Consider the following 25,856-nt stretch of genomic DNA (forward strand, 5'->3'; position numbering starts at 1 on the left):
ACCGCGGACGCGGGGCACGGGCGGCGGCGTAAGCCATTCGGGCACGTCCCGTACCCAACCGCTCACCCTGCGTGGCATCGGGGGGTGATCGCCCATAGCTTCGGCTCATGAGGAAACGACACTTGACCTGTCTCGTGAGCATCGCAGCCGTCTCGGCCGCCGGACTGGGCACGGCCGTACCGTCCGCGTCGGCCGCTGCCGCCGGGGGCCATGTGGTGTATCCGGGCCAGTCGATCCAGGCAGCGGTGGACGCCGCACAGCCCGGTGACACCATCGTCGTCCGGCCCGGCACCTACCGCGAGAGCGTGCTGATCAGCACGCCCGGACTGACCCTGCGCGGCTCCGGGGACCGTACGGTCATCGTGCCGGGCACCAGCCGCGCGCAGCCGGACAACGCGTGCGTGAAAGCCGGCAACGGCATCTGCGTCCTGGGAACGGCCCAGCACACCGTGGACAACGTGTCCGTCCGGTCCCTGGCCGTCACGGGGTTCGCCGCGAACGGTGTCTGGGCCTCCTGGACCGACCGGCTGGACGTCCGGGAGGTGACCGCCGGGTCCAACGGCACCTGGGGCATCGCCCAGCAGCACTCCACCCGGTCCGACATCCGCGACAACACCGCCCGCTCCAACGGCGACGCGGGCATCTTCGTCGCCAACACCGTCGACGAGGAGGGCGGCGCCACCGACACCCTGGGCACTCAGGTCCGGGGCAACACGCTGACCGACAACCGGATCGGGTTCACCGCACGGCGCGTGCGGAATCTGACCGTCAGCGACAACACCATCACCGCCAACTGCAGCGGCGTGTTCGTCGTGGGCGACGAGGGAACGCCGAAGGCCGGCGCCATGACCATCCGGTCCAACCGGATCACCGGGAACAACAAGTTCTGTGCCGCCACCGACCGGCTGCCCGCGATCCAGGGCTCCGGAATCGTCCTCACCGGCACCGAGACCACCCAGGTGCGGTCCAACGTGATCCGCGACAACGTGGGCGCCACACCGCTCTCGGGCGGCGTCGTGCTGTTCAAGAGCTTCGTCGGAGCGAAGAACACCGACAACACCATCAGCGGCAACGTGGTCACGGGCAACCAGCCGGCCGACCTGGCCGACGAGGACACCGGCACGGGCAACGACTTCACCGGCAACGTCTGCACGACGTCCGCACCGGCCGGAATGTGCTGACCGTTGCACCCCCGTACGAGGAGAAGCGAGACGGCATGACCACCGTGAGTACCACCCCCACCCCCGCCGGCACTCCCGTCCGGCCCGTCGCCGGTCCACAGCCGGCGATGCGGCTGCGCGAGATCGTGTTCGGCGCCGCCTGCGCCGCGGCCGTGCGCGCCGCGGCCCGGCTCGGTGTCGCCGACGCGCTGGGCGAGACGCCCGCCACCGCCGCCGAGCTGGCCGCGGTGGTGAAGGCCGAACCCGAACCGCTGCGGCGGCTGCTGCGCGCACTGTCCTGCTACGGCGTCTTCACCGAGACCGCGGACGGCGCGTTCGCCCACACCGAGATGTCACGGCTGCTGCGCGAGGACGACCCGAACAGCCTCCGGTACATCTCGCTGTGGTGCACCGAACCCTGGACCTGGGACGTCTGGCCCCGGCTGGACGACGCGGTGCGCTCCGGCGGCAACGTCTTCGAGGACACCCACGGCAAGGAGTTCTTCGACTACCTCCACCAGGACGCGCACGAGTCGGCCCAGGTGTTCAACCGGGCCATGACGACGTCCAGCGTGCAGTCCGCGCTGGACGTCGCCGCGCTCCTCGACCTCACCGGAGTGTCCGCGGTCGCCGACATCGGCGGCGGTCAGGGGCACGTACTGGCGAGCCTGCTGGAGAAGCACCCGTCGGTGAGCGGCACCCTGATGGATCTGCCGGGTGTGGTGGCACGGGCCGACGAACGGCTGCGGGACGGCGGCCCGCTCGCCGGCCGGGCGGCCATCGTGTCCGGGGACTGCCGTGAGGGCATCCCGGTGGCGGCCGATCTCTACATCATCAAGAACATCCTGGAGTGGGACGACGACAGCACCCGCCGGGCGTTGCGGAGCGTCGTCGCGGCGGCGCGTCCCGGCGCCCGGGTCGTCGTCATCGAGAACCTCGTCGACGACACCCCCTCGATGCGGTTCACCACCGCCATGGACCTGCTGCTGCTCCTGAACGTCGGCGGCGCCAAGCACACCCGGCAGAGCCTGGTCGACCGGCTGTCGGAGGCCGGGCTGCTCATCGGCGAGATCCGGCCGGTCAACCCCTACCTCCACGCGTTCGAGTGCGTGGTCCCGGACTGACCTCCCCGGTCCGGGCGGCACGCTCCGGGCAGCACGCGATTCGCCCCGGGCCCGGCCTCACGGCCGGACCCGGGGCGATCGTCGTCCTCAGGCGGAAGTGTCGCGCTCCCAGCGGTAGAACTCCTGGGCCATCGCGTCCTTCGGCCCCCGCCAGGTCTGCGGGTCGTACGGGCTGATGAAGGCGGTGAGCCGGTCGCTGAGACCCCTGAACTCCGGGTGCTCGGTCACCTTGGCGATCTCCGGACCCGGCGGGCGCTCGGACTCGATCATGTGCAGGTAGACGTCGCCGAACTGGAACAGCTTGCGCCGGGTGACGCCGACCAGGTGCGGCAGCTCACTGCTGTCGGAGGCGGCGAACAGTTCGGCGATGTCCGGCGCCGACTCCGGCGCCATCCGGGCGACGATCAGGGCGTGGTGCATCGGGGGGTGCCTTTCTGGTACCCGGTCCGGCCACCCGGCCGGGGCCGGGTGGCCGGACCGTCGGCGAAGGGGACGTCAGCCGGCCGTGACGGACGCCGAACGGCGCTCACGGTCGCGCTGCTCGATCTTGTCCCGGATGAGCTCCATCTGGACGCGCGAGTTGCGGTTGATGTTGTCGGTCATCCAGGCGTCGTCGACCGGGGCGTCCGGGCGCATCGCGAAGTCCTGCGCCCAGTGCATGCGGGTGCCGCCGGGAACCTCGGAGTACTCCCAGTGGATGTCCATGTGCTGGAACGGGCCCGGCTCGACGCGACGGGCCCGCACGGTGCGGCCGGGCCGGTCCGTGGTGCGCTCCGAGACCCAGCTCCACACCTTGTCGTTGTCGTCGGGGTGCATGGTCAGGCGGAAGGTGGTCCGCTCGCCGTCGCGCTCGATGATCTCGACCGCGGCGTACTCGCTGAACAGGTCGGGCCAGTTCGCGAGGTCGTTGGTCATGTCCCAGACGAGGTCCAGGGGGGCGGCGATGACGATCTCGTTCTCGGTGTGTGCGGACACGTCAGGCTCCTGTCATGAGGCTGTTGTTGACGAGGTCGAGGAACTCGCGGGGCGTCCTGCACCGGTCGGCGTCGGCCGGCAGCGGCTGTCCGTGCCGGTTCTCCAGCACGCCGACGATGCCGAGGAGGCCCAGCGAGTCGAGGCCGAACTCGTCGAAGGCGGTGCCGGGGTGGTCCTCCATCTGCCGGGGGTCGACGGTCAGTCCGGCGCCCTTCTTCATCAGGACGGCGAGTTCGTCGTAGGTCAGTCGATCGGTCATGAGGGACTTCTCCTTCTCACGAGAGGTGTCGGTGGGGCGCTCACGCGCCGCGGCCGGCGGGGCGGCGCAGCACCATCGCCGCGTTCGAGCCCATGAGGCCGCGGCTGAGCACGAGCGCGGTGTGCAGTTCGGCGGTGCGGGCCCGTCCGGTGACGACATCGAGGTCGTGGCACACCTCGAAGACGTTGGGCGTGGGCGGGATCAGACCGTTCTCCATGGCGAGCACGGCGGCGGCCGCGTCCAGTACGGGCGCACCGCAGTACGCCCGCCCGATGCCCGTCTTGGGCGCGGTCACCGGTACCCGCCTGCCGTGCGGGCCGAGCGCGTCGGCCAGCGCCAGCGCCTCGGCCCGGTCCGCGGCGGGTACGCCGAGGGCGTCCGCGAAGACCACGTCGATCTCCTCGGGCGCGCAGCCGGCCTCCCGCAGCGCCCCCTCGATGGCGTGGGCGAGACCCTCGCGGGACTCCTCCCAGCGCATCGCGGTGGTGAAGGTGGCGGCGTGACCGGCTATCTCGGCCCGGACCCGGGCGCCGCGCTCCCGGGCCGCGTTCTCCTCCTCGACCACGAACATCGCGCCGCCCTCGGCGGGCACGAATCCGCAGGCGTCCGAGGTGAACGGACGGTAGGCACGCGTCGGGTCCTCGCCGGCGCTCAGGTCCCGGTAGCCGAGCTGGCAGACGACGGAGTAGGGCGCGAGCGGGGCCTCCGCCGCGCCGACCACCACCGCCTGGGTGCCGCGCCGGACGGACCGGGCGGCGTGGGCCAGTGCGTCCAGGCCGCCGGCCTCGTCGCTGGCCACCACCGCGCACGGCCCCTTGAAGCCGCCGCGGATGGAGATCTGGCCGGTGCTCGCGGCGTAGAACCAGGCGATCGACTGGTAGGGGCCGACGTACTTGGAACCCTGGCCCCACAGCCGTTGCAGCTCGCGCTGGCCGAACTCGCCGCCGCCGGAACCCGCGGCGGTCACCACGCCCACGCTGAACGGCGCGTCCTCGTAGTCCGCGCGGCCGAGGCGGGCGTCGTCCAGGGCCATGTCGGCCGCGGCCATCGCGAAGTGCGTGAACCGGTCGGTCTGGACGAGGTAGCGCTCCTCGATGAGGCTGACCGGGTCGAAGCCCCTGACCTCGCCCGCGACGTGCAGCGGCAGCTGCTCGCACCCTTCGCGGGTGACGCGGTCGAGCACGCTCATGCCCTCCTGCGTCCGCTTCCAGAAGGTCCCGGTGTTCGTTCCGTTGGGGGCGACGACGCCGATGCCGGTGACGACGGTGCGCCGGTCCTCTCGGGTGCTCATGGTGTCCTCCCACCGGTTCTGGTCAGGGCAACCGCGGACTGGAAGCCGCCGAAGCCGCTGCCGACGGACAGGACGCTGCGCAGCTTCAGCGGGCGTGCGGTGCGCGGCACGTAGTCGAGGTCGCACTCGGGGTCCGGGGACTCGTAGTTCGCCGTCGGCGGGACCGTCTGGTGGACCAGCGCGAGTACGCAGGCCGCGATCTCTATCGCCCCGATCGCCCCGAGCGAGTGGCCGACCATCGACTTGATGGAGCTCATCGGTACGTCGTGGGCGTGCGCGCCGAGGGCCCGCTTCACGGCGGCGGTCTCGTGCCGGTCGTTCTGTTTGGTGCCCGAGCCGTGCGCGTTGACGTAGTCGATGTCCGAGGCGGGGATCCCGGCGTGGCCGAGCGCCCGGTTGATGGCCTCGGCCATCTCCAGGCCCTCCGGGGTCAGCCCGGTCATGTGGTAGGCGTTGCCGAAGGTCGCGTAGCCGGCGATCTCGCAGTACACCGTCGCGCCGCGGGCGCGGGCGTGCTCGAGCTCCTCCAGGACGAGCACGGCGCCGCCCTCGCCCATCACGAAGCCGTCGCGGCGGGAGTCGAAGGGCCGGGAGGCGTGTTCCGGGTCGTCGTTGTTCGCCGAGGTCGCCTTGATCGCGTCGAAGCACGCCACGGTGATCGGGGTGATCGGGGAGTCCGACGCCCCGGCGATGCAGACGTCGACGCGCCCTTCCTCGATGGAGTGGAAGGCGTAGCCGATCGCGTCGAGGCCTGAGGTGCAGCCGGTCGAGACGGTCTGCACCGGACCGTGTGCCCCGACCTGCTCGGCGACGGCGGAGGCCAGCGAACTGGGTGAGAAGGCCCGCTCCAGATGCGGCCCGGCCGGGCGGTGGTCGACGTCCCAGCGTGCGCCGGTGGCGCTGACTGCGACGTAGTCGTGCTCCAGCCGGGTGGTTCCGCCGACCGCGGTGCCGAGCGAGACGCCCATCCGCCAGGGGTCGGTGCGCTCCTGGTCGAGGCCCGCGTCGGCGAGTGCCTCGCGGGCGGCCACCATCGCGAACTGGACGTACCGGTCCGCGCGGGCCACCTCCTCCTCGTCCAGTCCGTACGCGGCCGGGTCGAAGTCGCACTCGGCCGCGATCCGGGACCGGAAGCCCGCCGGGTCGAAGAGCGTGATGCCGCGTGTCGCCGTGCGGCCGTTGGCGAGGAGGTCCCAGAAGGCCGGTGTGCCGATCCCGCCCGGAGCGACGACCCCGACACCGGTGACCGCCACGCGCCGGGTCATGAAGCTGCCTCGGTTCGTTCTGGCGGCGCGCCCCGCTCGGCGGCGTCGGTGTGCTCGGTGTCGACGTGGCCGAGCTCCGGGCGGGGGGCGAGCGGCCCCAGGTGGAAGACCATGCGCGCCTCGATGTCGCCCACGTTGCGGAAACGGTGCCGGACGTTCGGGGGGATGAGCAGCCCCTGGTCGGGCCGCATCGCGTGCGGTTCACCGTCCAGGTCGACCTCCAGGAGCCCGTTCACGACGTACACGAACTCCTCCGAGTACGGGTGGTAGTGCTCGCCGATGCGGTCTCCGGGCTGAACAATGGCCAGTCCCATGAAGCCGCTGGTGGCTCCCACCGCCGTCGGGGTGAGCAGAGCGCGCAGGTCGCCTCCGCGCCTGCGGTTGGGCTGGGTCTCGCTGAGGTCCACGATGCGTGGCCGGTGCATGGTCATGACTGTTTTCCTCCTGGCGCGTTGCGCGTTGTGTCGACGGGTCGGGCGAGAAGCCCCCAGGGTGCTGATCCGCGGTTCAGGACTCCGCGGCCCGCCGGTCGGTGATCAGGTGCATCTCGGCGCGGGCGAGGAAGCGCGCGGCGTCCTGGTCGCTGGTCGGCACTGCGTTCGCCTCCCCGTCGAGGAGTCGGGCGAGCCTGGCCGACTTGCCGGGGCCGTGGATGCCGAGCGACCGGTCGGGCTGCGCGTCGAGCGGGCCGTCCACCTCCAGGAGGCGGACGACGACGTCGTCGCGCTGGAAGATCGTGCTGCTGTCGATGGGGCTGCCGGCGTCGTCGGCCTCCTCCTCGTCATGCTCCGCCAGAAGCCGGGCCAGGGCCATGCCGCAGCCCTCCTTGGCCTGGTAGAACAGCGCGTGGCGCTTGAGGTCCCGCTCGGCGTGGCGGCCCGTCGTCACGTGGTGGACGGTGGGCAGCGCCGCGCGGGTGAAGAACATCCGGGCGGAGTCGGGGTCGGACAGGTCGCGGTCCTGCTCCAGGTACGGGTTGATCGCCTCCTCGACGGCCCTGACCTCCGGCTGCCGGGAGACATGGCGCAGGGCCGCGAGGAGGTCGCCCTCGACCTCGACCGCGCGCACCACCCGGTTGCCGTGCATGAACAGCGAGGTGCGGCGCAGCCGGGTGTGCTCGTCGACCCGCGCCTTCGGGGAGTCGTACTCGGCGAGGAGCTTCGCGACGATCTCCTCGGTGCCCGGCCGGACCGTGAAGGTCAGCGCGTGGCGCACCACTCCGTCGCCGAGGCGGGGAGCGGACTGGAGGCCGCCCTTGAGGGGCTCGAAGCTCTCCTCGAAGGCGGCGCCGGTCTCCCGCAGGACGCTGAAGCGCAGCGACCGGGTGTCGCGCACGCAGCTGTGCAGGGGCTGGACGGTGGCGACGTGGTCCTCGCTGTTGACCCAGGCGAGGAAGGGCGGCGCGCTCTCCCACTCGCTCGTGATGAGCCACTGGGACGGGTTCTCGATGGACTGGCACAGCTGGTCGCTGATGTGGCCGGGGATGGAGGCCACCTGGTTGCGCATGTGCTCGTAGGCCTCCAGGAACTGCTTCTGGGCGCCGTCGTGCAGGTCAAGCAGCAGGATGACCCGCAGCCTTGATCCGTCGAAGGCGGACTGGGAGGTCCGTTCCGAGAGGGTGGTGGTCATCTTGCGAACTCCTTCGAGACGGTGGGGCGGCCCGGCCTTCCGGTTCGCTGGGTAACCGGCGGCTGTCGAGTGGAATCGGAGCGGGGAGTCTCCCGGCGGCTGCGCACGGTCCGCCCCGGACCGCGGGCGTCGTCTCCGTCACCGATCGTGAAACGCTGGTCCGCCTGACGCGAGATTTATGAACCGTTCAGGTGAGCGGGCGTCCGAACCGCTCCGACAAGGGCATGGACATTGCATCTGTACGGCGTCCGAGCTGGAGCAACTGATGAACGAGAACGTCGACCTCCATGTACCGGTCCTCATCGTGGGCGGCTCCCTGGTGGGCCTGTCCGCGTCCCTTTTCCTCGGTCGGCTCGGCGTCGAGCATCTGCTGGTCGAGAAGCACGCCGCCACCTCGACGCACCCACGCGGTCGCGGCAACAACGTGCGCACGATGGAGGTCTTCCGCCGGGCGGGGGTGGAGGAGCGGATCCGGGAGGCCGCGTCGGTGCTGGCGGAGAACCACGGCATTCTGCAGGCCGGATCGCTGACCGGTGACGACCAGGAGTGGCTGTTCAAGGAGATCGACCCGGGGGGCGCGCTCGCCCGCTTCAGCCCGACGGGCTGGTGCCTGTGCAGCCAGAACGACCTGGAGCCGGTGCTGCTGGACCGGGCCCGGGAGCAGGGCGGCGATCTGCGGTTCTCCACCGAGCTGCTCTCGTTCGACCAGGACGGCTCAGGGGTGGGGGCGGTCCTGAAGAACCGGGAGACCGGCGAGCACACCACGGTGCGGGCGGACTATCTCATCGCCGCCGACGGCCCGCGCAGCCCGGTCCGTGAGCAGCTGCGCATCGGCCGTTCGGGTGCCGGTGACCTGTTCCACAACGTGAGTATCACCTTCCGTTCCCGCCGGCTCGCCGATGTGCTCGGTGACCGGCGCTTCATCGTGTGCTACCTGACCGGTCCGGAGGCGGACGGCGCCCTGCTGCCGGTGGACAACACGGAGCAGTGGGTGTTCCACGCCCCGTGGCAGCCCGACCGGGGCGAGACGCTGGAGGACTTCACGGACGAGCGGTGCGCCGAGCACATCCGCAAGGCGGTCGGCGCCCCGGACATCGACGTGGAGATCACCGGCAAGGCGCCGTGGCACGCGGCGGAGCGGGTGGCCGACCGCTACTTCCGTGGCCGGGTGTTCCTCGCCGGTGACTCGGCGCACGAGATGTCGCCCACCGGGGCGTTCGGTTCCAACACCGGCATCCAGGACGCGCACAACCTGGCGTGGAAGCTCGCCGCCGTGCTGCGCGGTGAGGCGGGGCCCGGTCTGCTGGACACGTACGGGGCGGAGCGGCTGCCGGTGGCTCGGGCGACGAGCGAGCGGGCCTCGGAGCGTTCCGGCGAGCACAGCCACCCCGGGTATGCGCCGCCGCCGACCGTGGGCGGCGGCAAGCGCGGCGGGATGCTGAACGTGGCGCTGGGCTACCGCTATGTGGACGGCGCGGTGCTGGGCGTCGCCCCGGATCAGCCGGTGGTGCCCCAGGGGATGCGGCTGACGGGTGAACCGGGCAGCCGCGCACCGCACTTGTGGGTCCGGCGGGCGGGTGAGCGGATCTCCACGCTGGATCTCTACGAGCGGTCGTTCGTGCTGCTCGCCGATGGCGCGGACGTGGCGTGGCGGCGGGCGGCGGCGCGGGTCGGTGACCAACTGGCCGTACGTCTGGACGCGTTCGGCATCGGCTCCGGCCCCGGCGGCGATCTGGAGCCGGAGGCCGGTGCCGACTGGGCCGGGGCGCACGGAACGAGCACCGAGGGCGCTGTGCTGGTGCGCCCCGACGGGTTCGTCGCCTGGCGCTCGGAGACGGGAGTCGCGGACGCCGAGGCGACGCTGCTTGACGTCATGGTGTCGCTGCTGCGCCGGGACTGACGCGGCGGGTGGCCCTGTGACGCCCCGTCAGGCGAGTCCGAACGACCGGAGGGCCGCGAGGTACTCCTGTGGCCGTTCGGTGTGGACGAGATGGCCGGCGTCGATGGTGACGAGCCGGCAGTCGGGGATCCACCGGGCCATCCGGACGAGGTCCTCCTGGTCGATCTGGCTGCTCGGGCCGCCGCCGATGACCAGGGTGGGCGCGGTGATCCCGCCGAGGCGTTCGCGGCTCGCCGGATCGGGGTCGTTGAGCTGGGCGTTGATGGCCGGCACCACGGGCCAGTCGAAGTCGAGCTCCCCTTCGGGGCGTTCGGCGGGGCCGCGGGGCGGGTCGAGGGGGAAGGGCGGCGGGGCCTCCTCCAGGACGAGCCGGCCGATGAGTCCGGGCTGCCGCGCGGCGAGCAGACAGGCCGCGGCGCCGCCCATGGAGTGCCCGATGACCGTGGCGCCGGAGAGGTTGCGGGCCTCCAGGAACGCGTGCAGATCGTCGCGGAACAGCTCGAAGGAGTAGCGGCCGGGCCAGTCGCTGAGGCCGTGACCGCGGAAGTCGAGGGCGTACACGCGGTGTTGGGCTGCCAGCTCTCCGGCGACCCGAGTCCAGGTGCGGCTGTCGCCGCAGCGTCCGTGGGCCAGGACGACCGGCGGCGCGGACGGGTCTCCCCACACCCGGTAGGCGAGCCGTATCCCGCCGGCCTGCACGCTGTGGACGTCCGGGTCCAGGAAGGCGGTGACGGTGCGGGCGAAGGCCCCGGGGTCGTCGAGCCACGGGAAGTGTCCGGCGCCGCGCTGGACGGCGAATTCGGCGTTCGGGAAGAGTGCGGCCAGTTCGGCGGCGCGGTCGGGGGTCGTCACACCGTCCAGCTCTCCGGCGAGGACGAGTACCGGGGCGGGCAGTTCGCGCAGGGCGGCGACCGTCGTGGCTGGATCGAACGCGCCCTGCCCGTAATAGCCCTGGGCGGCAAGGGTGTTGATCTGCGCCGCGGACGACGCGGCGTGGTCCTGCGCGGCGGTGTCCCAGCGTCCGTAGAGGAACGGCCGTGCGGCGGCACGGAGTTCGTCCGTGAGGCGTCCCGCCCAGATCTCCTCCAGGGCCGGGAGCGCTTCCTCGTACCACGGTTCCGTGCGGCGCAGCCCGGCGGCCTCCCGGGCCTCGCGTTCGTCGAACCCGAATCCGGCGGCGCGTGTTCCGGGCGCGATGAGGAGCAGACTGCGCAGCGCCCGCGGATACCGCGCGGCGTAGAGCGCGGCGAGGTCCCCCGCCGCCGAGTGGGCGAGGAGATCGATGTGTTCCAGTCCCAGGTGTTCGCGCAGTGCCTCGACGTCGTCGACCAGCCGGTCGCAGCGGTAGGTGGCGGGGTCGTCCGGCAAGGCGGAGTCCCCGGTGCCCCGCAGATCGAGCAGCACCAGTTGCCGGTGGCCGTCGAGTCCGCCCAGGCGTCCGAGACAGGTACTGGCCCGCATGGGGCCGCCCGGCAGGCAGATCAGGGGGGTGCCCTGTCCTTCGAGGTGGTATGCGAGCTCGGTTCCGTCGTACGTGTGGAAAGTCGGCATGGAACCATCCAAACAGGGCCGGCCTGGTGATGCGGCTCTGTTCGGTACGAGCGTATCCGCGGTACGGGAACGGTCCCGCGTCGGGTGCGGTCGCACGACATGCGTCGCGTCCCACCTCTTGCCAGCGGGCGGAAGATCCTGAATTACTGCTCCCGGGAGGAACGACCGAATGATCGGTCGTCTGCACGGCGCACGGAAGAGGGAGATCCGCATGACGGCTCTGCTGGACGCGGCGGAACGGATGGACCGCGAGGAGCTGCGGGCGCTCCAGCTCGAACGGCTGCGGGCGACACTGCACCACGTCTACGCCCACGTCGGCCACTACAGAGCGGCGTTCGACCGGGCGGGGCTGCATCCTGACGACTGCCGCTCGCTCGCCGACCTCGCCCGGTTCCCGTTCACCACCAAGGCCGACCTGCGGGACAACTACCCGTTCGGGATGTTCGCGGTGCCCGAAGAGCAGGTGCGCAGGATCCACGCCTCCAGCGGCACGACGGGCCGCCCGACCGTCGTCGGCTACACCCAGGGCGATCTGGACACCTGGGCGGACGTGGTCGCCCGCTCCATCCGGGCGGCGGGCGGCCGCCCGGGGCAGAAGGTGCATGTCGCTTACGGATACGGGCTGTTCACCGGCGGGCTCGGCGCGCACTACGGGGCGGAGCGGCTCGGCTGCACGGTCATTCCCGCGTCCGGCGGGATGACGGCCCGGCAGGTCCAGCTGATCCAGGACTTCCGGCCCGACATCATCATGGTGACGCCGTCGTACATGCTGACGCTCCTGGACGAGTTCGAGCGGCAGGGCGTCGACCCGCGGGCGACCTCGCTGAGGACGGGGATCTTCGGCGCCGAGCCGTGGACACAGGAGATGCGGCGCGAGATCGAGGAGCGGTTCGCGATCGACGCGGTCGACATCTACGGGCTGTCCGAGGTGATGGGCCCGGGTGTCGCCCAGGAGTGCGTGGAGACGAAGGACGGCCTGCACATCTGGGAGGACCACTTCTATCCGGAGGTGGTCGACCCGTTCACCGGCGAGGTGCTGCCCGAGGGCGCGGAGGGCGAGCTGGTGTTCACCTCGCTCACCAAGGAGGCCATGCCGGTGATCCGTTACCGGACCCGGGATCTGACCCGGCTGCTGCCGGGGACGGCACGGGTCTTCCGGCGCATGGAGAAGGTCACCGGGCGGAGCGACGATCTGGTGATCCTGCGCGGGGTGAACCTCTACCCGACCCAGATCGAGGAGATCGTGCTCCGTACGCCGGCGGTGTCGCCGCACTTCCAGCTGCGGCTGACCCGCGAGGGCCGTCTCGACGTGCTGACGGTGCGGGCGGAGGCGCGGGCGGGGGCGACACCGGAGCAGCGCGCGGCCGCCGCCGCGTCGGTCGCCGCGGCCGTCAAGGACGGGATCGGGGTCTCGGTCGGGGTGGAGATCCTCGACCCGGAGACGCTGGAGAGGTCGGTCGGAAAGTTCAGGCGGATCGTCGACGAGCGGGACCGGCCGGGCAGTTGACCGGGGCGCCGGAAGGTCTGGTCCAACGTGCCATGGGCCCTGCGTGGTTGCTGTGGCAGTATGCGTCGATGTGGCGACGGCCCGCAGGGGGAATGCCTGGCCAGCGTCACCCCGTCCCGCCTGTTCGCGCACCCCGCGTACTCCTCACGCTCTGCGCACCGAAGCACTCTGGAGCTCTCCATGACGCCAGGTCCGGCCAACTCTCCGATCGTCGACACCAGCAGGCCGCACCCGGCGCGCGTCTACGACTACCTTCTTGGCGGCAAGGACAACTACCCCGTCGACCAGGAACTCGGTGAGCGGATGCCGCCCGTGGCGAAGGCCGGCGTCGCGCAGAACCGGGCGTTCATGCACCGGGCGGCCGGCTGGGCCGCGCGCACGGGCATCGACCAGTTCCTCGACATCGGTACGGGGATTCCCACCCAGCCGAACCTGCACCAGATAGTCCAGGAGATCAACCCGGCGGCCAGGATCGTCTACACGGACAACGACCCGATCGTCCTGCGTCACGCCGAGGCGCTGCTCGTCAGCACCCCAGAAGGCACCACCGACTACCTCGACGCCGATGTGCGCGAGCCCGGGAAGATCCTCGGTCACGCACGGGCCCTGCTGGACTTCGACCGGCCCATCGCGCTGTCCCTCATCGCCCTGATGCACTTCGTTCCCGACGAGGACGACCCCTACGGCATCACCCGTACCCTCCTGGACGCGCTGCCCTCCGGCAGTTGTCTGGTGCTTTCGCACTTCACCAATGACTTCCTCTCCGTCGAACAGGACAAGACCGAGGAGTACCGGTCGAGCGGGATCAGCCTGCGGCCCCGGACGCGCTCCGAGGTCGCGCGGTTCTTCGACGGACTCGACCTCGTCGATCCGGGTCTGGTCACGGCCCCCCGGTGGCACAAGGACACTCCGCTCCCGCAGGACAGCGGGGTCACCGACAGCTTCCATGTCGGAGTCGCCCGCGTCCTGCGGTAGGCCGTTTCAGGCGAAGCGGTCGCGCAGTTCCCGCTTGAGGATCTTTCCGCTGGCGTTGCGCGGGAGGCCGTCCACGAAAAGGATCCTCTTCGGGGCCTTGAAGTGGGCGAGCCTCTCGCGGGCGTGGCTGATCAGTTCGGCCTCCGTCGCCTCCCCGCGCAGCACGACGACGGCGGTGACGGCCTCGATCCAGCGTTCGTCGGGCAGTCCGACCACGGCTGCCTCGGCGACCGCGGGGTGGGTGTAGAGGGCGTCCTCGACCTGTCGGGAGGCGACGAGGACGCCGCCGGAGTTGATGACGTCCTTCACCCGGTCGACGACGGTGAAGTAGCCCTGCGGATCGCGTACGGCGAGGTCGCCGGAGTGGAACCAGCCGTCACGGAACGCCTCGGCGCTCTCCTGCGGCTTGTCCCAGTAGCCGTCGCACAGCTGGGGTGAGCGGTACACCACTTCGCCGGCCGTGCCGTCGGGGACGTCCTCGCCGTTCTCGTCGACCACCCTGGCCTCCACGAAGAGGACGGGCCGGCCGCAGGAGTCCATCCGGCCCTCGTGCTCGTCGGGTCCGAGGACGGTGGCGAGCGGGCCGATCTCGCTCTGCCCGAAGCAGTTGTAGAAGGCGAGTCCGGGCAGCCGGTCGCGCAGTCGTTCCAGCACGGGTACGGGCATGATCGACGCGCCGTAGTACGCCTTGCGCAGCCCGCCGAGGTCGCGTCGCGCGAAGTCCGGGTGGTTGGCGAGGCCGATCCAGACGGTGGGCGGGGCGAAGAGGCTGTCGGCCTGTCCGGATTCGACGAGGTCGAAGATCCGGCCCGCGTCCGGGGAGTCCAGGACGGTGTTCTCGGCCCCGACCGCGAGGTAGGGCAGCAGGAACACGTGCATCTGCGCGGAGTGGTAGAGCGGCAGGGCGTGGACGGGCCGGTCGCCGGCGCGCAGGTCGAGGGCGGTGACGGCGCTGACGTACTCATGGACGAGGGCGCCGTGCGTCATCATCGCGCCCTTGGGGAGCGCGGTGGTCCCCGAGGTGTACAGCAGTTGGGCCAGGTCGCCCGCGCCCGGTTCGCGGGCGGCCGTGAAGGCGCGCGGCGTGGCCAGTTCGTCCAGGAGGGAGTCCGGGGCGTCGCGCAGCGCCCGTACGGCGTAGCCGTCCGGGACGCGGCCGGCGAGGTCCGGGTCGGTGAGGACCAGGGAGCTGCCGGACTGGCTCAGGATGTACGCCAGGTCATCGCCCGTGAGGTTCTGGTTGACGGGGACATGGACGAGTCCGGCGCGGGCGCAGGCGAGGAAGCCGATCAGATACGCGTCGGAGTTGTGGGCGTAGGAGGCGACCCGGTCCCCCGGCCGCAGCCCGTGTCCGTCCATGAGGACGGCGGCCGCGGTACCGACCGCCTCGTCGAGCCCGCGATAGGACCAGGTCCGGTCGGCGTACCGCAGGGCGGTCCGCTCGGGGGTGCGCCGTGCGCTGCGGGTCACGACGCCGTCCACTGTGCTGCTTCGTACACCTGTCATGGCGTGATCCTGTGCGGGCGGGGCCGCGCGGTCAAGGGTCCGGTTACCGGCCGGGATGCCGGGGCAGGTGCGGGCGGGCCCGGCCGGGGGGTCAGGGGCTGATGGCGAGGAAGACGAACGCGGCGAAGATCGAGAGGTGGACGCCGCCCTGGAGGAGGGTGGCGCGTCCCGGTACGACGGTCAGCGCGCCCACCACCACCGTCAGTGCGAGCAGCACCATATGGGTGGCGCTCAGTCCGAGGTGGAGCGGTCCCGACAGCCAGATCGAGGCGAGTGCGATGGCCGGGATGGTCAGGCCGATGCTGGCCATCGCGGAGCCGAGTGCGAGGTTGAGGCTGGTCTGGACGCGCTCGCGGCGCGCGGCCCGGACGGCGGCGAGGGTCTCCGGGAGCAGGACCAAGAGAGCGATGATCACGCCGACGACGGCCTGCGGCATTCCGGCGGCCTCCACCCCGGACTCGACGGCCGGCGAGACCGCCTTCGCGTCGCCGACGACCGCGACCAGCGCCACCAGGAGCATGGTGAGGCTCAGCACGGTGGCGCCCCTGCCGGGCAGCGGCGCGCGGTGGTCGTCCTGCTTGAGCCTGCCGTCCTGGGTGAGCGGGAGGAAGTACTCACGGTGTCTGACGGTCTGTACGGCGACGAAGAGGCCGTACAGGAGGAGGGAGGCGACCGCGGCGAAGGCGAGCTGGGCGGTGGAGAACTCGGGGCCCTTCTTGCCGGTGGTGAAGGTGGGGAGCACCAGGCTGAGGGTGGCCAGCGTCGCGACGGTCGCCAGGGCCGCCCCGGAGCCCTCGGCGTTGAAGACGACCACGCGGGTGCGGACCGCCCCCACCAGCAGGGACAGTCCGACGATGCCGTTGCAGGTGATCATCACCGCGGCGAAGACGGTGTCGCGGGCGAGCGCGGACGTCTTGGGACCGCCGTCCACCATCAGGGTCACGATGAGCGCCACCTCGATCACGGTCACGGCGACGGCCAGGACGAGCGATCCGAACGGTTCACCGACCCGGTGGGCGATCACCTCCGCGTGGTGAACGGCGGCCAGGACGGCGCCCGCGAGGAAGAGCGCGATCACGGCGACGGCGAACGGCGAGGGCTCGCGCCCCCAGCTGAGGACCAGTGCGACGGCTGCGAGGAGCGGCACGACCACGGTCCACCGGGTCGCCAGTGACCGGATCGTGGCGCTCGTGTTCATGGGCCATACGCTGCCAGAGGTGGCCGGGGCCCGCGCGGTGGACGGACCCCGGAAGAGGCGTCAGGCGTGTCCCTCCCAGTAGGGCTCGCGCAGACGCCGTTTGTACAGCTTGCCGTTGGGGTCACGGGGCATCGTCGTGATGAAGCCGAGGGTCTTGGGGCGTTTGTACCCGGCGAGCTGCGCGTCGCAGTGGCCGAGTATCTCGGCGGCGAGCGCGTCACCCGCCTCGTGCCCCTCGGCGGCCTCGACGACCGCTCTGACCTCTTCGCCCCAGTCGGCGTGCGGAATGCCGAAGACGGCGGCGTCGGCGACGGCGGGGTGGGTGAGCAGCGCGCTCTCGATCTCGGCGGGGTAGATGTTGACCCCGCCCGAGATGATCATGTCGATCTTGCGGTCGCGGAGGAAGAGGTAGCCGTCCTCGTCGAGGATGCCGAGGTCGCCCACCGTGAAGAAGTCCCCGATGCGGTTCTTCCTCGTCTTGCCCTCGTCCTTGTGGTAGCTGAAACCGCCGGTGCTCATCTTCATGTAGACGGTGCCGAGCTCGCCGGGCGCGAGGCGGTTGCCCTCGTCGTCGAAGACCGCGAGTTCACTGATCGGCCAGGCCCGGCCGACGGTGCCCGGTTTGCGCAGCCAGTCCTCGGCGGTGGCGAAGGCGCCGCCGCCCTCGCTGGCCGCGTAGTACTCCTCGACGCACTGGCCCCACCAGTCGATCATCGCCCGTTTGACGTGGTCGGGGCAGGGGGCCGCCCCGTGGATGGCGTGGCGCATCGCCGTGACGTCGTAACCCCGCTTCACCTCCTCGGGGAGGGCGAGAAGGCGGTGGAACTGGGTGGGGACCATGTGCGTGTGGGTGCAGCGGTGGGTGTCCATCGCCCGCAGCATCTCCTCGGGCGACCACTTGTCCATCAGGACCAGCGGGTGGCCGATGTGCAGGGCGGCTCCCGCGAACTGGAGGACCGCCGTGTGGTACAGCGGTGAGCAGACCAGATGGACGTTGCCGTCGAACGGTTTGATGCCGAAGATGCCGAGGAAGCCGCCGAGGTAGGTCTCCTCGGGCAGCTTTCCGGGCAGCGGGCGCCGGATGCCGCGCGGCCGGCCGGTGGTGCCGGACGTGTAGTTCATGACCCAGCCGAGGGTGCGTCCCTCGGGGGGCGATACCGGCCGGTTCTCCAGCAGTTCGGCGTACGGGTGGAAGCCTTCGACGGTACCGACGCCGTAGCGGTGGCTCGCCGGCAGTTTCGCCTCGTCGGCGGCGGCGGTCGCGGCGGCCGTGAAGCGTTCGTGGGCGATGAGCACCTTGGCGCCCGAGTCGGAGACGATCCAGGCGATCTCGGGACCGATGAGGTGGTGGTTGACCGGGACGAGGTAGAACCCGGCCTGCGAGGCGGCGAGGTAGGCGGTGAGGAACTCGACCCCGTTGGGCAGGACGACGGCGAAGGCGTCGCCCTCCTCAAGGCCGGCCGCGCGCAGTCCGTGGACCATCCGGTTGGCATCGGCGTGCAGCCGTCCGGCCGTCCAGTTCTCGCCGTCGGGTGCGATCAGGACCGTACGGTCGGGGTCGGCGGTGGCCTGGGCCCAGAAGCCGTTGGGCGGCTGGTTCATGCGGTGCTCCGTCCGGCGATGCGGTTGATCCGGTCCACGGCGCGTTCGAAGCCGCGGGTCAGGTCGTCGAAGACGGCCTGCACGCTGCGTTCGGTGTTCATCCGGCCGACGATCTGGCCGACGGGGGTGCCGAGCAGGGCGCCCGTCTCGTACTTCTGGATACGGGAGACGGCCTCGGCGACCAGGAGCCCCTGGAGCGGCATGGGCAGCGGGCCGGGGCCCGACGGGTCGTCCCAGGCGTCGGTCCACTCGGTACGCAGCTGGCGCGCGGGTTTACCGGTGAGGGCGCGGGAGCGGACGGTGTCGCCGGAGCCCGCGGCGAGGAGTTTGGCGGTCAGGGCGCGGGAGTGCATGTCGGCCTCCTCTGTGGTGAGCCAGAGGGAGCCGAGCCAGACGCCCTGGGCGCCGAGGGCGAGCCCGGCGGCGACCTGTTCACCGCTGCCGATGCCGCCCGCGGCGAGGACGGGAAGCGGGCCGACCGCGTCGACGACGTCCGGGACCAGCACCATGGAGGCGATCTCCCCGGTGTGGCCGCCCGCTTCGTAGCCCTGGGCGACGACGACGTCGATGCCCGCGTCCGCGTGGTGCCGGGCGTGCCGGGCGCTGCCGGCGAGGGCGGCGACCAGTACGTCCTGGTCGTGGGCGCGGGCGATGACGTCGGCGGGCGGTGAGCCCAGCGCGTTGGCGAGCAGCTTGATGGGGTAGCCGAACGCGACGTCGAGCTGGTTGCGGGCGACCTCCTCCATCCAGCCGGTGATGCGCCAGCCGGAGGCCTCGCCCTCGGCGAGTTCGGGGACGCCGTGCTTGGTGAGGGTGTCCTGGACGAACTGCCGGTGTCCGGCCGGGATCATCGCCTCGACATCGGCCTCACTCACGCCCTCCACCTTCTTCGCGGGCATGACGACGTCGAGGCCGTAGGGCTTGCCGTCGGTGTGTTCCTGCATCCAGTCGAGGTCGCGTGCGAGGTCGTCGGGGGCGGTGTAGCGGACCGCACCGAGCACGCCGAATCCGCCGGCCCGGGTGATGGCCGCGGCCACCGCGGGGAACGGCGTGAAGCCGAAGATGGCGTGCTCGATCCCCAGTTTCTTGCTCAGCTCCGTCTCCATGGGCGGCAGGATGCCGCAGTCGGACAGCCGAAGGAAGAGATTTTCTGATGCAGTGTCAGATTCTTTGTGGCTCCAGGGGCCTCCGGGGCGGCGGAGAGTGACAGTACCCTCTGGTCCGGCAGGAAGTTTCAGTACCGGAAGAGATTTCGAAAGTTACTTTCAGGCAGTGGGAAGGGGTTCCGGATGACCGAGGACACGGCGGGCGGGGGCATCAGCCGGCGGAGGCTGGGCGGTGGGATGCTGGCCCTGGGCGGAGCACTCGCCCTGGCGCCGATTCCGTTCGCGGAGCGGGCGTCTGCCACAGAGTCGGGGGCGGGGGCGTCGGAGATGCGCGCAGGAACCGCGGCGGGGTCGCCGTCCGGGCAGAACCGGCCGACGCTGCGGCGTGGGTCCGCCGCCCGTGCCGGGCTGCTTCAGGAGCCGCTTGACCAGTTGGTCACGGAGGCCGAGAGATATCTCGCCGACTCCCCCGGGCACCCCTGGTACGCGGGTGCGGTGCTGCTCGCCGGGCGGGGCGGGACGGTCGCGCTGCAGCGGCCGATCGGCAAGGCACTGCGCTACGCGGCGTACGACGAGAAGACCGACACCGGCGTGGAGTTCCCGCCGGAGCAGCAGATCCCCATGGCCGAGGACACGGTCTTCGACCTGGCGTCGGTGTCGAAGCTGTTCACCTCGATCCTGGCCGTGCAGCAGATCGAGCGCGGCAGGCTGGAGCTGGAGGCGACCGTCGCCTCGTACCTCCCCGACTTCGCCGGGGGCGGCAAGCAGGACATCACGATCCGTCAGCTGCTCACGCACACCTCGGGCTTCCAAGCCTGGATTCCGCTCTACTCGGCGCCCACCCGGGAGGGGAAGCTCGCGCTGATCTGGGACGAGGTCCCGGCGAGCCCGCCCGGCACGGTGTACCTCTACTCCGACCTCAACCTGATCTCGCTCCAGCTGGTGCTGGAGAAGATCACCGGACGCACCGAGGATGTACTGCTCCGCGAGCAGATCACCGCTCCGCTCGGGATGCACCGCACCCGCTACAACCCGCCGGCCTCCTGGAAACCGAAGATCGCCGCGACCGAGGACGCGCGACCGCCGTGGTCCGGGCTGGACCGCGGGCTGGTCTGGGGCGAGGTGCACGACGAGAACGCGTACAGCCTCGACGGCGTCGCCGGTCACGCCGGTGTCTTCTCGTGCGCCTGGGACCTGGCGATCCTCGCCCGCACACTCCTCAACGGCGGGGTGTACGGGCGCGCGAGGATCCTCTCCGCCCACTCGGTGGACCTGCTGTTCACCGACTTCAACACGGCGTTCCCCGGTGACGCGCACGGCCTCGGCTTCGAGCTCTACCAGCACTGGTACATGGGGGCGATGGCCACCCCGCGCACCGCGGGCCACACCGGGTTCACCGGCACCAGCCTGGTCCTGGACCCGACGACCGACTCGTTCCTGATCGTGCTGGGCAACTCGGTCCACCCGGTGCGCGACTGGCGCTCCGGCAGTGCGCCGCGCGTCGCCACCGCCAACCTGATGGCGCGCGCCGTCGCGGTTCCGCCCGCCCGAGGGCGTACGGCATGGTTCTCCGGCCTCGCCAGTGCGTCATCGGCCACACTGGCACTGCCCCCGCTGGCTCTCGCGTCCTCGCGCGCCCGGCTGTGCTGCGCCCTGTGGTGGGACACCGAACCGGGCTCCGACTTCCTTCTCCTGGAGGGCTCGACGGACGCCGGGGCGAGCTGGCAGCCGGTGCCCTTCACCACCGTACCGACGCCGCAGGACCAGCGGCCGCGGCCCGAACCCCATCCGGACGGCTCCGTCTCCGGCTGGTCGGGCCGCGTCTGGCACCGGCTGGACGCGGACCTGTCGGCCTGGCACGGCACCGAGGTGCGGCTGCGCTGGCGGTACGCCACGGACCAGCTGTACGTCGGGCGTGGGGTCTACGTCGACGCGATCCGGGTCGAGGACGGCGGCCGCACGGTCTTCGACGAGGGCCGGCCGGGCGACGCCCGCCGCATCGACGCGAACGGATGGTCCCCCTCGGCGAACTGACGCGAACCGACTGGAACCGGCGCCTGTCCGGCCCGGAGACGGCCCGCGGACGGATCACCGGCGGACCACCGGCGGATCACCGGCGGGCCGGATCAGGCGGCGGAGCGCTCGTCGGGCAGGCGGCGGCGCAGTGCGGCCTGCCCGATGGCGGGCGGGTCGTAGGCCATGTCGAGCATCCCCACGTCGGTGCCGGGAGGCACGATGGCGTCGATCCGGTCGAACACCTCGTCGCTCAGCACGGCCCCCGCGCCCGCGAGGAGGTCATCGAGGTGCTCCATGGTGCGCGGGCCGATGATCGCCGAGGTGACGCCGGGATGGGCGATGGCGAAGGCCATCGCCAGGTGGGTCAGCGACATCCCGGCGTCCCGGGCCACGGGGATGAGCTGTTCGACCGTGTCGAGCCGGCGCTCGTCGGTCAGGTGCCGGTAGCCGCGGCCCGCCCGGAGGCTGTCGGTGGCCCGGCCCTTGCGGAAGCGGCCGGTGAGCAGACCCTGTGCGAGCGGGCTCCAGACCATGGCGCCCATGCCGTAGCGCTCGCAGACGGGCAGTACCTCGCGCTCGATCCCCCGGTTGAGGATCGAGTACGGCGGCTGCTCGGTACGGAACCGCTCCAGGCCGCGCCGCTCGGCGACCCACTGCGCCTCGACGATGTCCGAGGCCGGGAAAGTGGAGGCGCCGATGGCCCGGACCTTCCCCGCGCGCACCAGATCGGTGAGGGCGGAGAGGGTCTCCTCCACGTCGGTGTCGGGCGCGGGCCGGTGGACCTGGAACAGATCGACGTGGTCGGTCCCCAGCCTGCGCAGCGAGTCGTCCAGCGCACGGACCAGCCAACGCCGTGAATTCCCCTGCTGGTTGGGGTCGTCGCCCATCGGGAGGTGGGCCTTGGTGGCCAGCACCACCGAGTCCCGGCGGCCCTTGAGCGCCTTTCCGACGATCTCCTCGGACTCACCGCGCGAGTAGGCGTCGGCGGTGTCGACGAAGTTGATCCCCGCGTCCAGCGCCTTGTGGATGATCCGGACGGAGTCCTCGTGATCGGGGTTGCCCGCGGCGCCGAACATCATCGCGCCGAGGCAGTACGGGCTGACCTTGATGCCGGTTCGGCCCAGAGTGCGGTATTTCATGAGTCTCCTCGTGTCTTGGCCGGTGCCCTGCACAACGCGTCCAAGCGTTACGCTGGCACAAACGGAACAGCGTTCCGTCCAGACGATACGGAACAGTGTTCCGTTTAGCAAGGGGGCATCGTGCACGAGGACACGGACCGGGAGACCGGCGCCGGCACGGCCGGGGCGGCGCAGCCCCGCAAGAAGGTGCGCGCCGACGCGCAGCGCAGCACCGACGCCCTGCTCACGGCGGCCGCGGAGGTCTTCGCCGCCTCGGGGGTGGACGCACCCGTACGCCAGATCACCGCCAGGGCGGGCGTGGGCGCCGGCACCCTCTACCGGCACTTCCCACAACGCTCCGACCTCATCGCCGCGGTCTTCCGCAACGAAGTCGACGCCTGCGCCGACGCCGCGGCACCGCTCGCGGCGCGGTACGAGCCGGCCGAGGCGCTCGCCAGATGGCTTCAACGCTTCGCGGTCTTCATTGGCACGAAGCGCGGGCTCAGCGCCGCCCTCCATTCGGGTGACCGGGCCTACGACACCCTGCCCGGGTACTTCCAGCAGCGCTTCGTACCCGTCCTCGGCACACTCCTGGACGCCGCGGTGAAAGCCGGCGAGATCCGCTCCGACGCGGACCCGGACGACCTGTTGCGCGCCACGGGCAACCTGGCCATGCCCGCCCATGACGACGGGGAAGGCCACACGCAGCGGATGGTCGCACTACTCGTCGACGGGCTGCGCTACGGCGCCCGGCCCCGGGGAAACTGATCGTCAATTCCCCACCCGGCCGCCGCCAAGGGCCGGTACTTCGGCACCGCCGTCGGCGCCCGCACCGCCTCCTGACCCGCGCTTCCGGGGCGCGGCGGCCACTCGGCGCCCGCGCCCCGGAAAGCCCGCCCGGTCACCGCCGCGAGGGCGCACCCCCGTGGCGGCGCCCTCGCGCCTGCCGTACCCCGGTCACCCGCGTGCCCCCGTCGGGGCCGCCGGCTCACCGATGCGCGCACGGCTCGCCGGGACCGTCGCCCCGGCGGGTGCGGGCGCGGTCGACTCCCGTACGACGAGCCTCGGCCTGATCAGGAGCGAACGCCCCGCGACCGGGGCCGAGTCGATACGGGCGCGCAACTGCTGAAACGTCTCGGCGGCCATCTCCGGCAGCGGCTGGCGGACCGTGGTGAGCGGCGGCTCGAAGAGGTCGGCGAGCAGGATGTCGTCGAACCCGACCACGGAGACGTCCTGTCCGGCGCTGAGCCCTGCGTCCTTCGCGCCCCGGCAGATCCCGATCGCGCACATGTCGTTGATGGCGACGAACGCGGTGGGCGGGCGCGGGCGGCCGAGGAGTTCGCGGGCGGCGTTGCGCCCCAGCTCGGCCGCGTCCTTGTCGCCGAACTCGGCGGTGTCGGCGCCCGGCCAGACGATCGCGTCGGCCGGGTCGAGGCCGGCCGACTCCAGGGCGGCCCGGAAGCCGCGCAGCCGCTCGCGGCGGTTGACACTGTTGACCGAGCCCGAGACGAACGCCAGCCTGCGGTGTCCCAGCTCAAGCAGGTGACGGGTGGCGAGCTCGGCGCCCATCGCGTTGTCGACGCTGATGGAGGACAGTGAGGGCGGGTCACCCGCCTGGGCGGTGCGGTCGAAGGCGACCATCTTCAGCCCGCGGCCCAGCAGCGGCGCCACATGGTCGAGCGAGGGCAGCGAGGAGCAGAGCACCACTCCGCTCACCCCGTCGGCGAGCAGTTCCTCGCTGTACTTGAGCTCGCGGGCCGGGTCTCGCTCGCTGTTGCAGAGCAGTACGTGGTAGCCCTCGGTGAGCGCGATGGCCTCCAGCTCCCGGGCGAGCGCGCCCCAGAAGGGGTTGGCGACGGACGGCACGATCAGGCCGATGACCTTGATCCGGCCGGTGCGCAGCATCCTCGCCGCGCGGTTGGGCCGGTAGCTGAGCTGCTCGATCACCCGCTCCACGCGGGCCAGGGTGGCCGCCTGCATACGGTCCGTACGCCCGTTGAGGACGTTCGACACGGTGCTCGCGGATACTCCCGCGGCCTCCGCGACCTGATGGATCGTTACCCCGCTCATGCCACCTCCGGTTCGGAACGCGTTCAGCCAGACTAGTGTACCGATTTACTGAACTTGCTTCACCGGTATACCCGTTAACTTCCCTGAAAATTGTTGTGCATCAGCTGTTGACGCGCCTCTCGGAGCGTTCCTAGTCTCAGTGCATCGATTTACCAGCGCTTCTCAGCCATGGCCGAGTTGCCATCGCTGGATCGATCCACTGCCTCCACCTCAAAAGGGGTGCCCATGGAACTCAAACGACGGTCGCTGCTCGCCGCCATCGGCGCCGGTACCGCCGCGGCCGCACTCTCCGGCTGCGGCACCGGGTCCTCGGCGGCCGGCTCCGCCGACGGTCCCGCCGAGGGTGAGATCACGCTGCTCACCCCGATCTACGAAGGTGCCGACGGCAAGACGCTGTTGGAGAAGGAGATCCTCGGCGGCTTCCGGAAGAAGTATCCGGACGTCAAGGTGAACGTGGACTACACCACGTATGCCCAGCTCAACGAGAAGATCACCACGGGTCTCGCGGGCGGCCTGCTGCCCGACGTGCTGATGATGGGCGTCGGCTGGATCCCGCCGTTCGCGGCCAAGAAGGCGATCGCCCCACTCCCCGAGAAGTTCGCCACCGCGCACGACTACGAGAAGCGGGTGCTGGAACCCTCCCGCTACGACGGCAAGCTGTACGCGCTGCCGGTGGTCCTCGACACCCGCATCGTCGTCTACCGCAAGGACCACTTCGCCGACGCCGGAATCAAGAAGACACCGGCCAACTGGGCGGAGCTGCGGGCCGTGGCCAAGCAGCTGACGAAGGACGGCCGCATCGGTTTCGACCCGTTCTCCATTGATTTGCGGCAGTGTTGGGAGACCTTCCTCTTCGCCAACGGCGGTCAGCTGTTCAGCGAGGACGGCAAGAAGGTGTTGTTCACCGACAACCGGGGCGTCGAGGCGCTGCAGTTCTTCAAGGACCTGACGAAGGACGGCTCCGCCGACTACACGAAGAAGACGGACGCCGGCGCACCGTCGAACGTCCAGACCGGCAAGGCGTCGATGATGATGACGACCAGTGCCCTGTGGGAACAGGTCCGCAGCCAGTCGCCGGACCTGCTGAAGGACGACACCCTCGGCTGCTTCATCCTGGCCAACCGCCGGCCGGCGATGCTCCAGGGCGGCACGCTGGTCACCCAGTCGGCGAGCTCCAAGCACCCCGCGGCGGCGCGTGCGCTGGTCGAGTACCTCGCGACCCCGGAATCGATCCTGGGCGCCGCCAAGCAGCGCGGTTCCGTACCGGGGCTCAAGGACCTCAATGACAGCGGCTATGTGAAGGAGAACAAGTTCGTCGACCTCTCCCTCCAGAACATGAGCGCCGCGCGCTCGGAGGGCGGCACCGCCGCGTGGATGGAGATCCGCGAGAAGATCAAGCCGACGCTGGAACCCGCGATCGTGGGCAATCAGTCCGCGAAGGATGCCATCGCGGAACTCGGCCGGCTGGCCGAGGCCGCCATCGGCCGGATGTGAGGCGTCACTGTGACAGCGACATCCGTAGTGAAGGCACGGCCCGCGCGGCCGCCTTCCCCGACTGAGCCATACGCGTCCGGTAAACGGCGCACCGGCAGGACCCCGACAGG

The 25,856-nt window shown here is 71.1% G+C and carries 22 protein-coding genes; 8 read left to right on the forward strand and 14 right to left on the reverse strand.

The window, feature by feature from the left end; genetic code table 11:
• Positions 1-107: 107 nt before the first annotated feature.
• Both ACZ6S6_RS23100 and ACZ6S6_RS23105 read left to right on the forward strand, forming a co-directional pair.
• Positions 108-1,181 carry a right-handed parallel beta-helix repeat-containing protein gene (locus tag ACZ6S6_RS23100; RefSeq protein ID WP_469706788.1) on the forward strand — a complete coding sequence of 358 codons (1,074 nt, stop codon included), beginning with the start codon at positions 108-110 and terminating at the stop codon, positions 1,179-1,181.
• A 35-nt stretch (positions 1,182-1,216) separates the two neighbouring features.
• Positions 1,217-2,284: a methyltransferase gene (locus tag ACZ6S6_RS23105; protein WP_469706789.1), complete on the forward strand. Its 1,068-nt coding sequence runs from the start codon at positions 1,217-1,219 to the stop codon at positions 2,282-2,284.
• Between the two features lie 87 nt (positions 2,285-2,371).
• Here ACZ6S6_RS23105 and ACZ6S6_RS23110 read toward each other — a convergent pair whose 3' ends face one another.
• From ACZ6S6_RS23110 to ACZ6S6_RS23140, 7 genes are all read right to left on the reverse strand, one after another.
• Positions 2,372-2,704 (reverse strand): TcmI family type II polyketide cyclase, encoded by a 333-nt coding sequence (locus ACZ6S6_RS23110; protein ID WP_362959280.1) that lies wholly within the window; start codon positions 2,702-2,704, stop codon positions 2,372-2,374.
• Positions 2,705-2,779: 75 nt separating this feature from the next.
• Positions 2,780-3,259: an SRPBCC family protein gene (locus ACZ6S6_RS23115; protein WP_362959283.1), complete on the reverse strand. Its 480-nt coding sequence runs from the start codon at positions 3,257-3,259 to the stop codon at positions 2,780-2,782.
• Between the two features lies 1 nt (position 3,260).
• Complete coding sequence (locus ACZ6S6_RS23120; RefSeq protein WP_362959286.1) at positions 3,261-3,518, reverse strand: acyl carrier protein; 258 nt, start codon at positions 3,516-3,518, stop codon at positions 3,261-3,263.
• A 40-nt stretch (positions 3,519-3,558) separates the two neighbouring features.
• Complete coding sequence (locus tag ACZ6S6_RS23125; protein ID WP_469706790.1) at positions 3,559-4,809, reverse strand: beta-ketoacyl synthase N-terminal-like domain-containing protein; 1,251 nt, start codon at positions 4,807-4,809, stop codon at positions 3,559-3,561.
• Positions 4,806-6,074 carry a beta-ketoacyl-[acyl-carrier-protein] synthase family protein gene (locus ACZ6S6_RS23130; RefSeq protein ID WP_469706791.1) on the reverse strand — a complete coding sequence of 423 codons (1,269 nt, stop codon included), beginning with the start codon at positions 6,072-6,074 and terminating at the stop codon, positions 4,806-4,808. The genes ACZ6S6_RS23125 and ACZ6S6_RS23130 overlap by 4 nt, the downstream gene beginning before the upstream one ends.
• Positions 6,071-6,505, reverse strand: coding sequence for a cupin domain-containing protein (locus tag ACZ6S6_RS23135; protein ID WP_362959295.1), 435 nt, complete (start codon positions 6,503-6,505; stop codon positions 6,071-6,073). The genes ACZ6S6_RS23130 and ACZ6S6_RS23135 overlap by 4 nt, the downstream gene beginning before the upstream one ends.
• Before the next feature lie 76 nt (positions 6,506-6,581).
• Positions 6,582-7,703 (reverse strand): SchA/CurD-like domain-containing protein, encoded by a 1,122-nt coding sequence (locus tag ACZ6S6_RS23140; RefSeq protein ID WP_362959298.1) that lies wholly within the window; start codon positions 7,701-7,703, stop codon positions 6,582-6,584.
• A gap of 265 nt (positions 7,704-7,968) precedes the next feature.
• Between ACZ6S6_RS23140 and ACZ6S6_RS23145 the strand changes: the two genes are divergently transcribed.
• A complete protein-coding gene (locus ACZ6S6_RS23145; protein WP_469706792.1) occupies positions 7,969-9,603 on the forward strand; it encodes an FAD-dependent oxidoreductase in 1,635 nt (544 codons plus the stop codon).
• A gap of 27 nt (positions 9,604-9,630) precedes the next feature.
• Here the strand turns inward: ACZ6S6_RS23145 and ACZ6S6_RS23150 are convergent, their stop codons facing one another.
• Positions 9,631-11,154 carry an alpha/beta fold hydrolase gene (locus ACZ6S6_RS23150; RefSeq protein ID WP_469706793.1) on the reverse strand — a complete coding sequence of 508 codons (1,524 nt, stop codon included), beginning with the start codon at positions 11,152-11,154 and terminating at the stop codon, positions 9,631-9,633.
• Positions 11,155-11,365: 211 nt separating this feature from the next.
• Here ACZ6S6_RS23150 and paaK point away from each other — a divergent pair, with 211 nt between their 5' ends.
• Both paaK and ACZ6S6_RS23160 read left to right on the forward strand, forming a co-directional pair.
• A complete protein-coding gene (paaK, locus tag ACZ6S6_RS23155) occupies positions 11,366-12,661 on the forward strand; it encodes a phenylacetate--CoA ligase PaaK (protein WP_469706794.1) in 1,296 nt (431 codons plus the stop codon).
• Between the two features lie 180 nt (positions 12,662-12,841).
• Positions 12,842-13,636 (forward strand): SAM-dependent methyltransferase, encoded by a 795-nt coding sequence (locus ACZ6S6_RS23160; RefSeq protein WP_362959310.1) that lies wholly within the window; start codon positions 12,842-12,844, stop codon positions 13,634-13,636.
• A gap of 6 nt (positions 13,637-13,642) precedes the next feature.
• On the opposite strand, the gene ACZ6S6_RS23165 is transcribed toward ACZ6S6_RS23160, so the two are convergent.
• The 4 genes from ACZ6S6_RS23165 to ACZ6S6_RS23180 all read right to left on the reverse strand — a co-directional run bounded on the left by ACZ6S6_RS23165 (position 13,643) and on the right by ACZ6S6_RS23180 (position 19,048).
• Positions 13,643-15,142, reverse strand: a complete 1,500-nt coding sequence (locus ACZ6S6_RS23165; RefSeq protein ID WP_469706795.1) for an acyl-CoA synthetase — start codon at positions 15,140-15,142, stop codon at positions 13,643-13,645.
• A gap of 91 nt (positions 15,143-15,233) precedes the next feature.
• Positions 15,234-16,340 (reverse strand): calcium:cation antiporter, encoded by a 1,107-nt coding sequence (locus ACZ6S6_RS23170; RefSeq protein ID WP_469706796.1) that lies wholly within the window; start codon positions 16,338-16,340, stop codon positions 15,234-15,236.
• 60 nt (positions 16,341-16,400) lie between these two features.
• Positions 16,401-17,942: an acyl-CoA synthetase gene (locus ACZ6S6_RS23175; RefSeq protein ID WP_362959319.1), complete on the reverse strand. Its 1,542-nt coding sequence runs from the start codon at positions 17,940-17,942 to the stop codon at positions 16,401-16,403.
• A complete protein-coding gene (locus tag ACZ6S6_RS23180) occupies positions 17,939-19,048 on the reverse strand; it encodes an NAD(P)H-dependent flavin oxidoreductase (protein ID WP_362959322.1) in 1,110 nt (369 codons plus the stop codon). Before ACZ6S6_RS23180 ends, ACZ6S6_RS23175 begins: the two co-directional genes overlap by 4 nt.
• Before the next feature lie 183 nt (positions 19,049-19,231).
• On the opposite strand from ACZ6S6_RS23180, the gene ACZ6S6_RS23185 reads away from it, so the two are divergent.
• On the forward strand, positions 19,232-21,082 hold the full coding sequence (locus tag ACZ6S6_RS23185) for a serine hydrolase domain-containing protein (RefSeq protein WP_469706797.1): 1,851 nt from the start codon (positions 19,232-19,234) through the stop codon (positions 21,080-21,082).
• 92 nt (positions 21,083-21,174) lie between these two features.
• Here ACZ6S6_RS23185 and ACZ6S6_RS23190 read toward each other — a convergent pair whose 3' ends face one another.
• Positions 21,175-22,203 carry an aldo/keto reductase gene (locus ACZ6S6_RS23190; RefSeq protein ID WP_469706798.1) on the reverse strand — a complete coding sequence of 343 codons (1,029 nt, stop codon included), beginning with the start codon at positions 22,201-22,203 and terminating at the stop codon, positions 21,175-21,177.
• Between the two features lie 120 nt (positions 22,204-22,323).
• Here ACZ6S6_RS23190 and ACZ6S6_RS23195 point away from each other — a divergent pair, with 120 nt between their 5' ends.
• Complete coding sequence (locus tag ACZ6S6_RS23195) at positions 22,324-22,950, forward strand: TetR/AcrR family transcriptional regulator (protein WP_469706799.1); 627 nt, start codon at positions 22,324-22,326, stop codon at positions 22,948-22,950.
• 189 nt (positions 22,951-23,139) lie between these two features.
• Here ACZ6S6_RS23195 and ACZ6S6_RS23200 read toward each other — a convergent pair whose 3' ends face one another.
• Positions 23,140-24,252, reverse strand: a complete 1,113-nt coding sequence (locus ACZ6S6_RS23200) for a LacI family DNA-binding transcriptional regulator (RefSeq protein ID WP_362959334.1) — start codon at positions 24,250-24,252, stop codon at positions 23,140-23,142.
• A gap of 225 nt (positions 24,253-24,477) precedes the next feature.
• Between ACZ6S6_RS23200 and ACZ6S6_RS23205 the strand changes: the two genes are divergently transcribed.
• The gene (locus tag ACZ6S6_RS23205) at positions 24,478-25,746 is read left to right on the forward strand and encodes an ABC transporter substrate-binding protein (protein ID WP_469706800.1); all 1,269 of its coding nucleotides are present in this window, start codon (positions 24,478-24,480) and stop codon (positions 25,744-25,746) included.
• Positions 25,747-25,856 lie beyond the last annotated feature (110 nt).

The organism is Streptomyces sp. NPDC048671, from assembly GCF_055587045.1.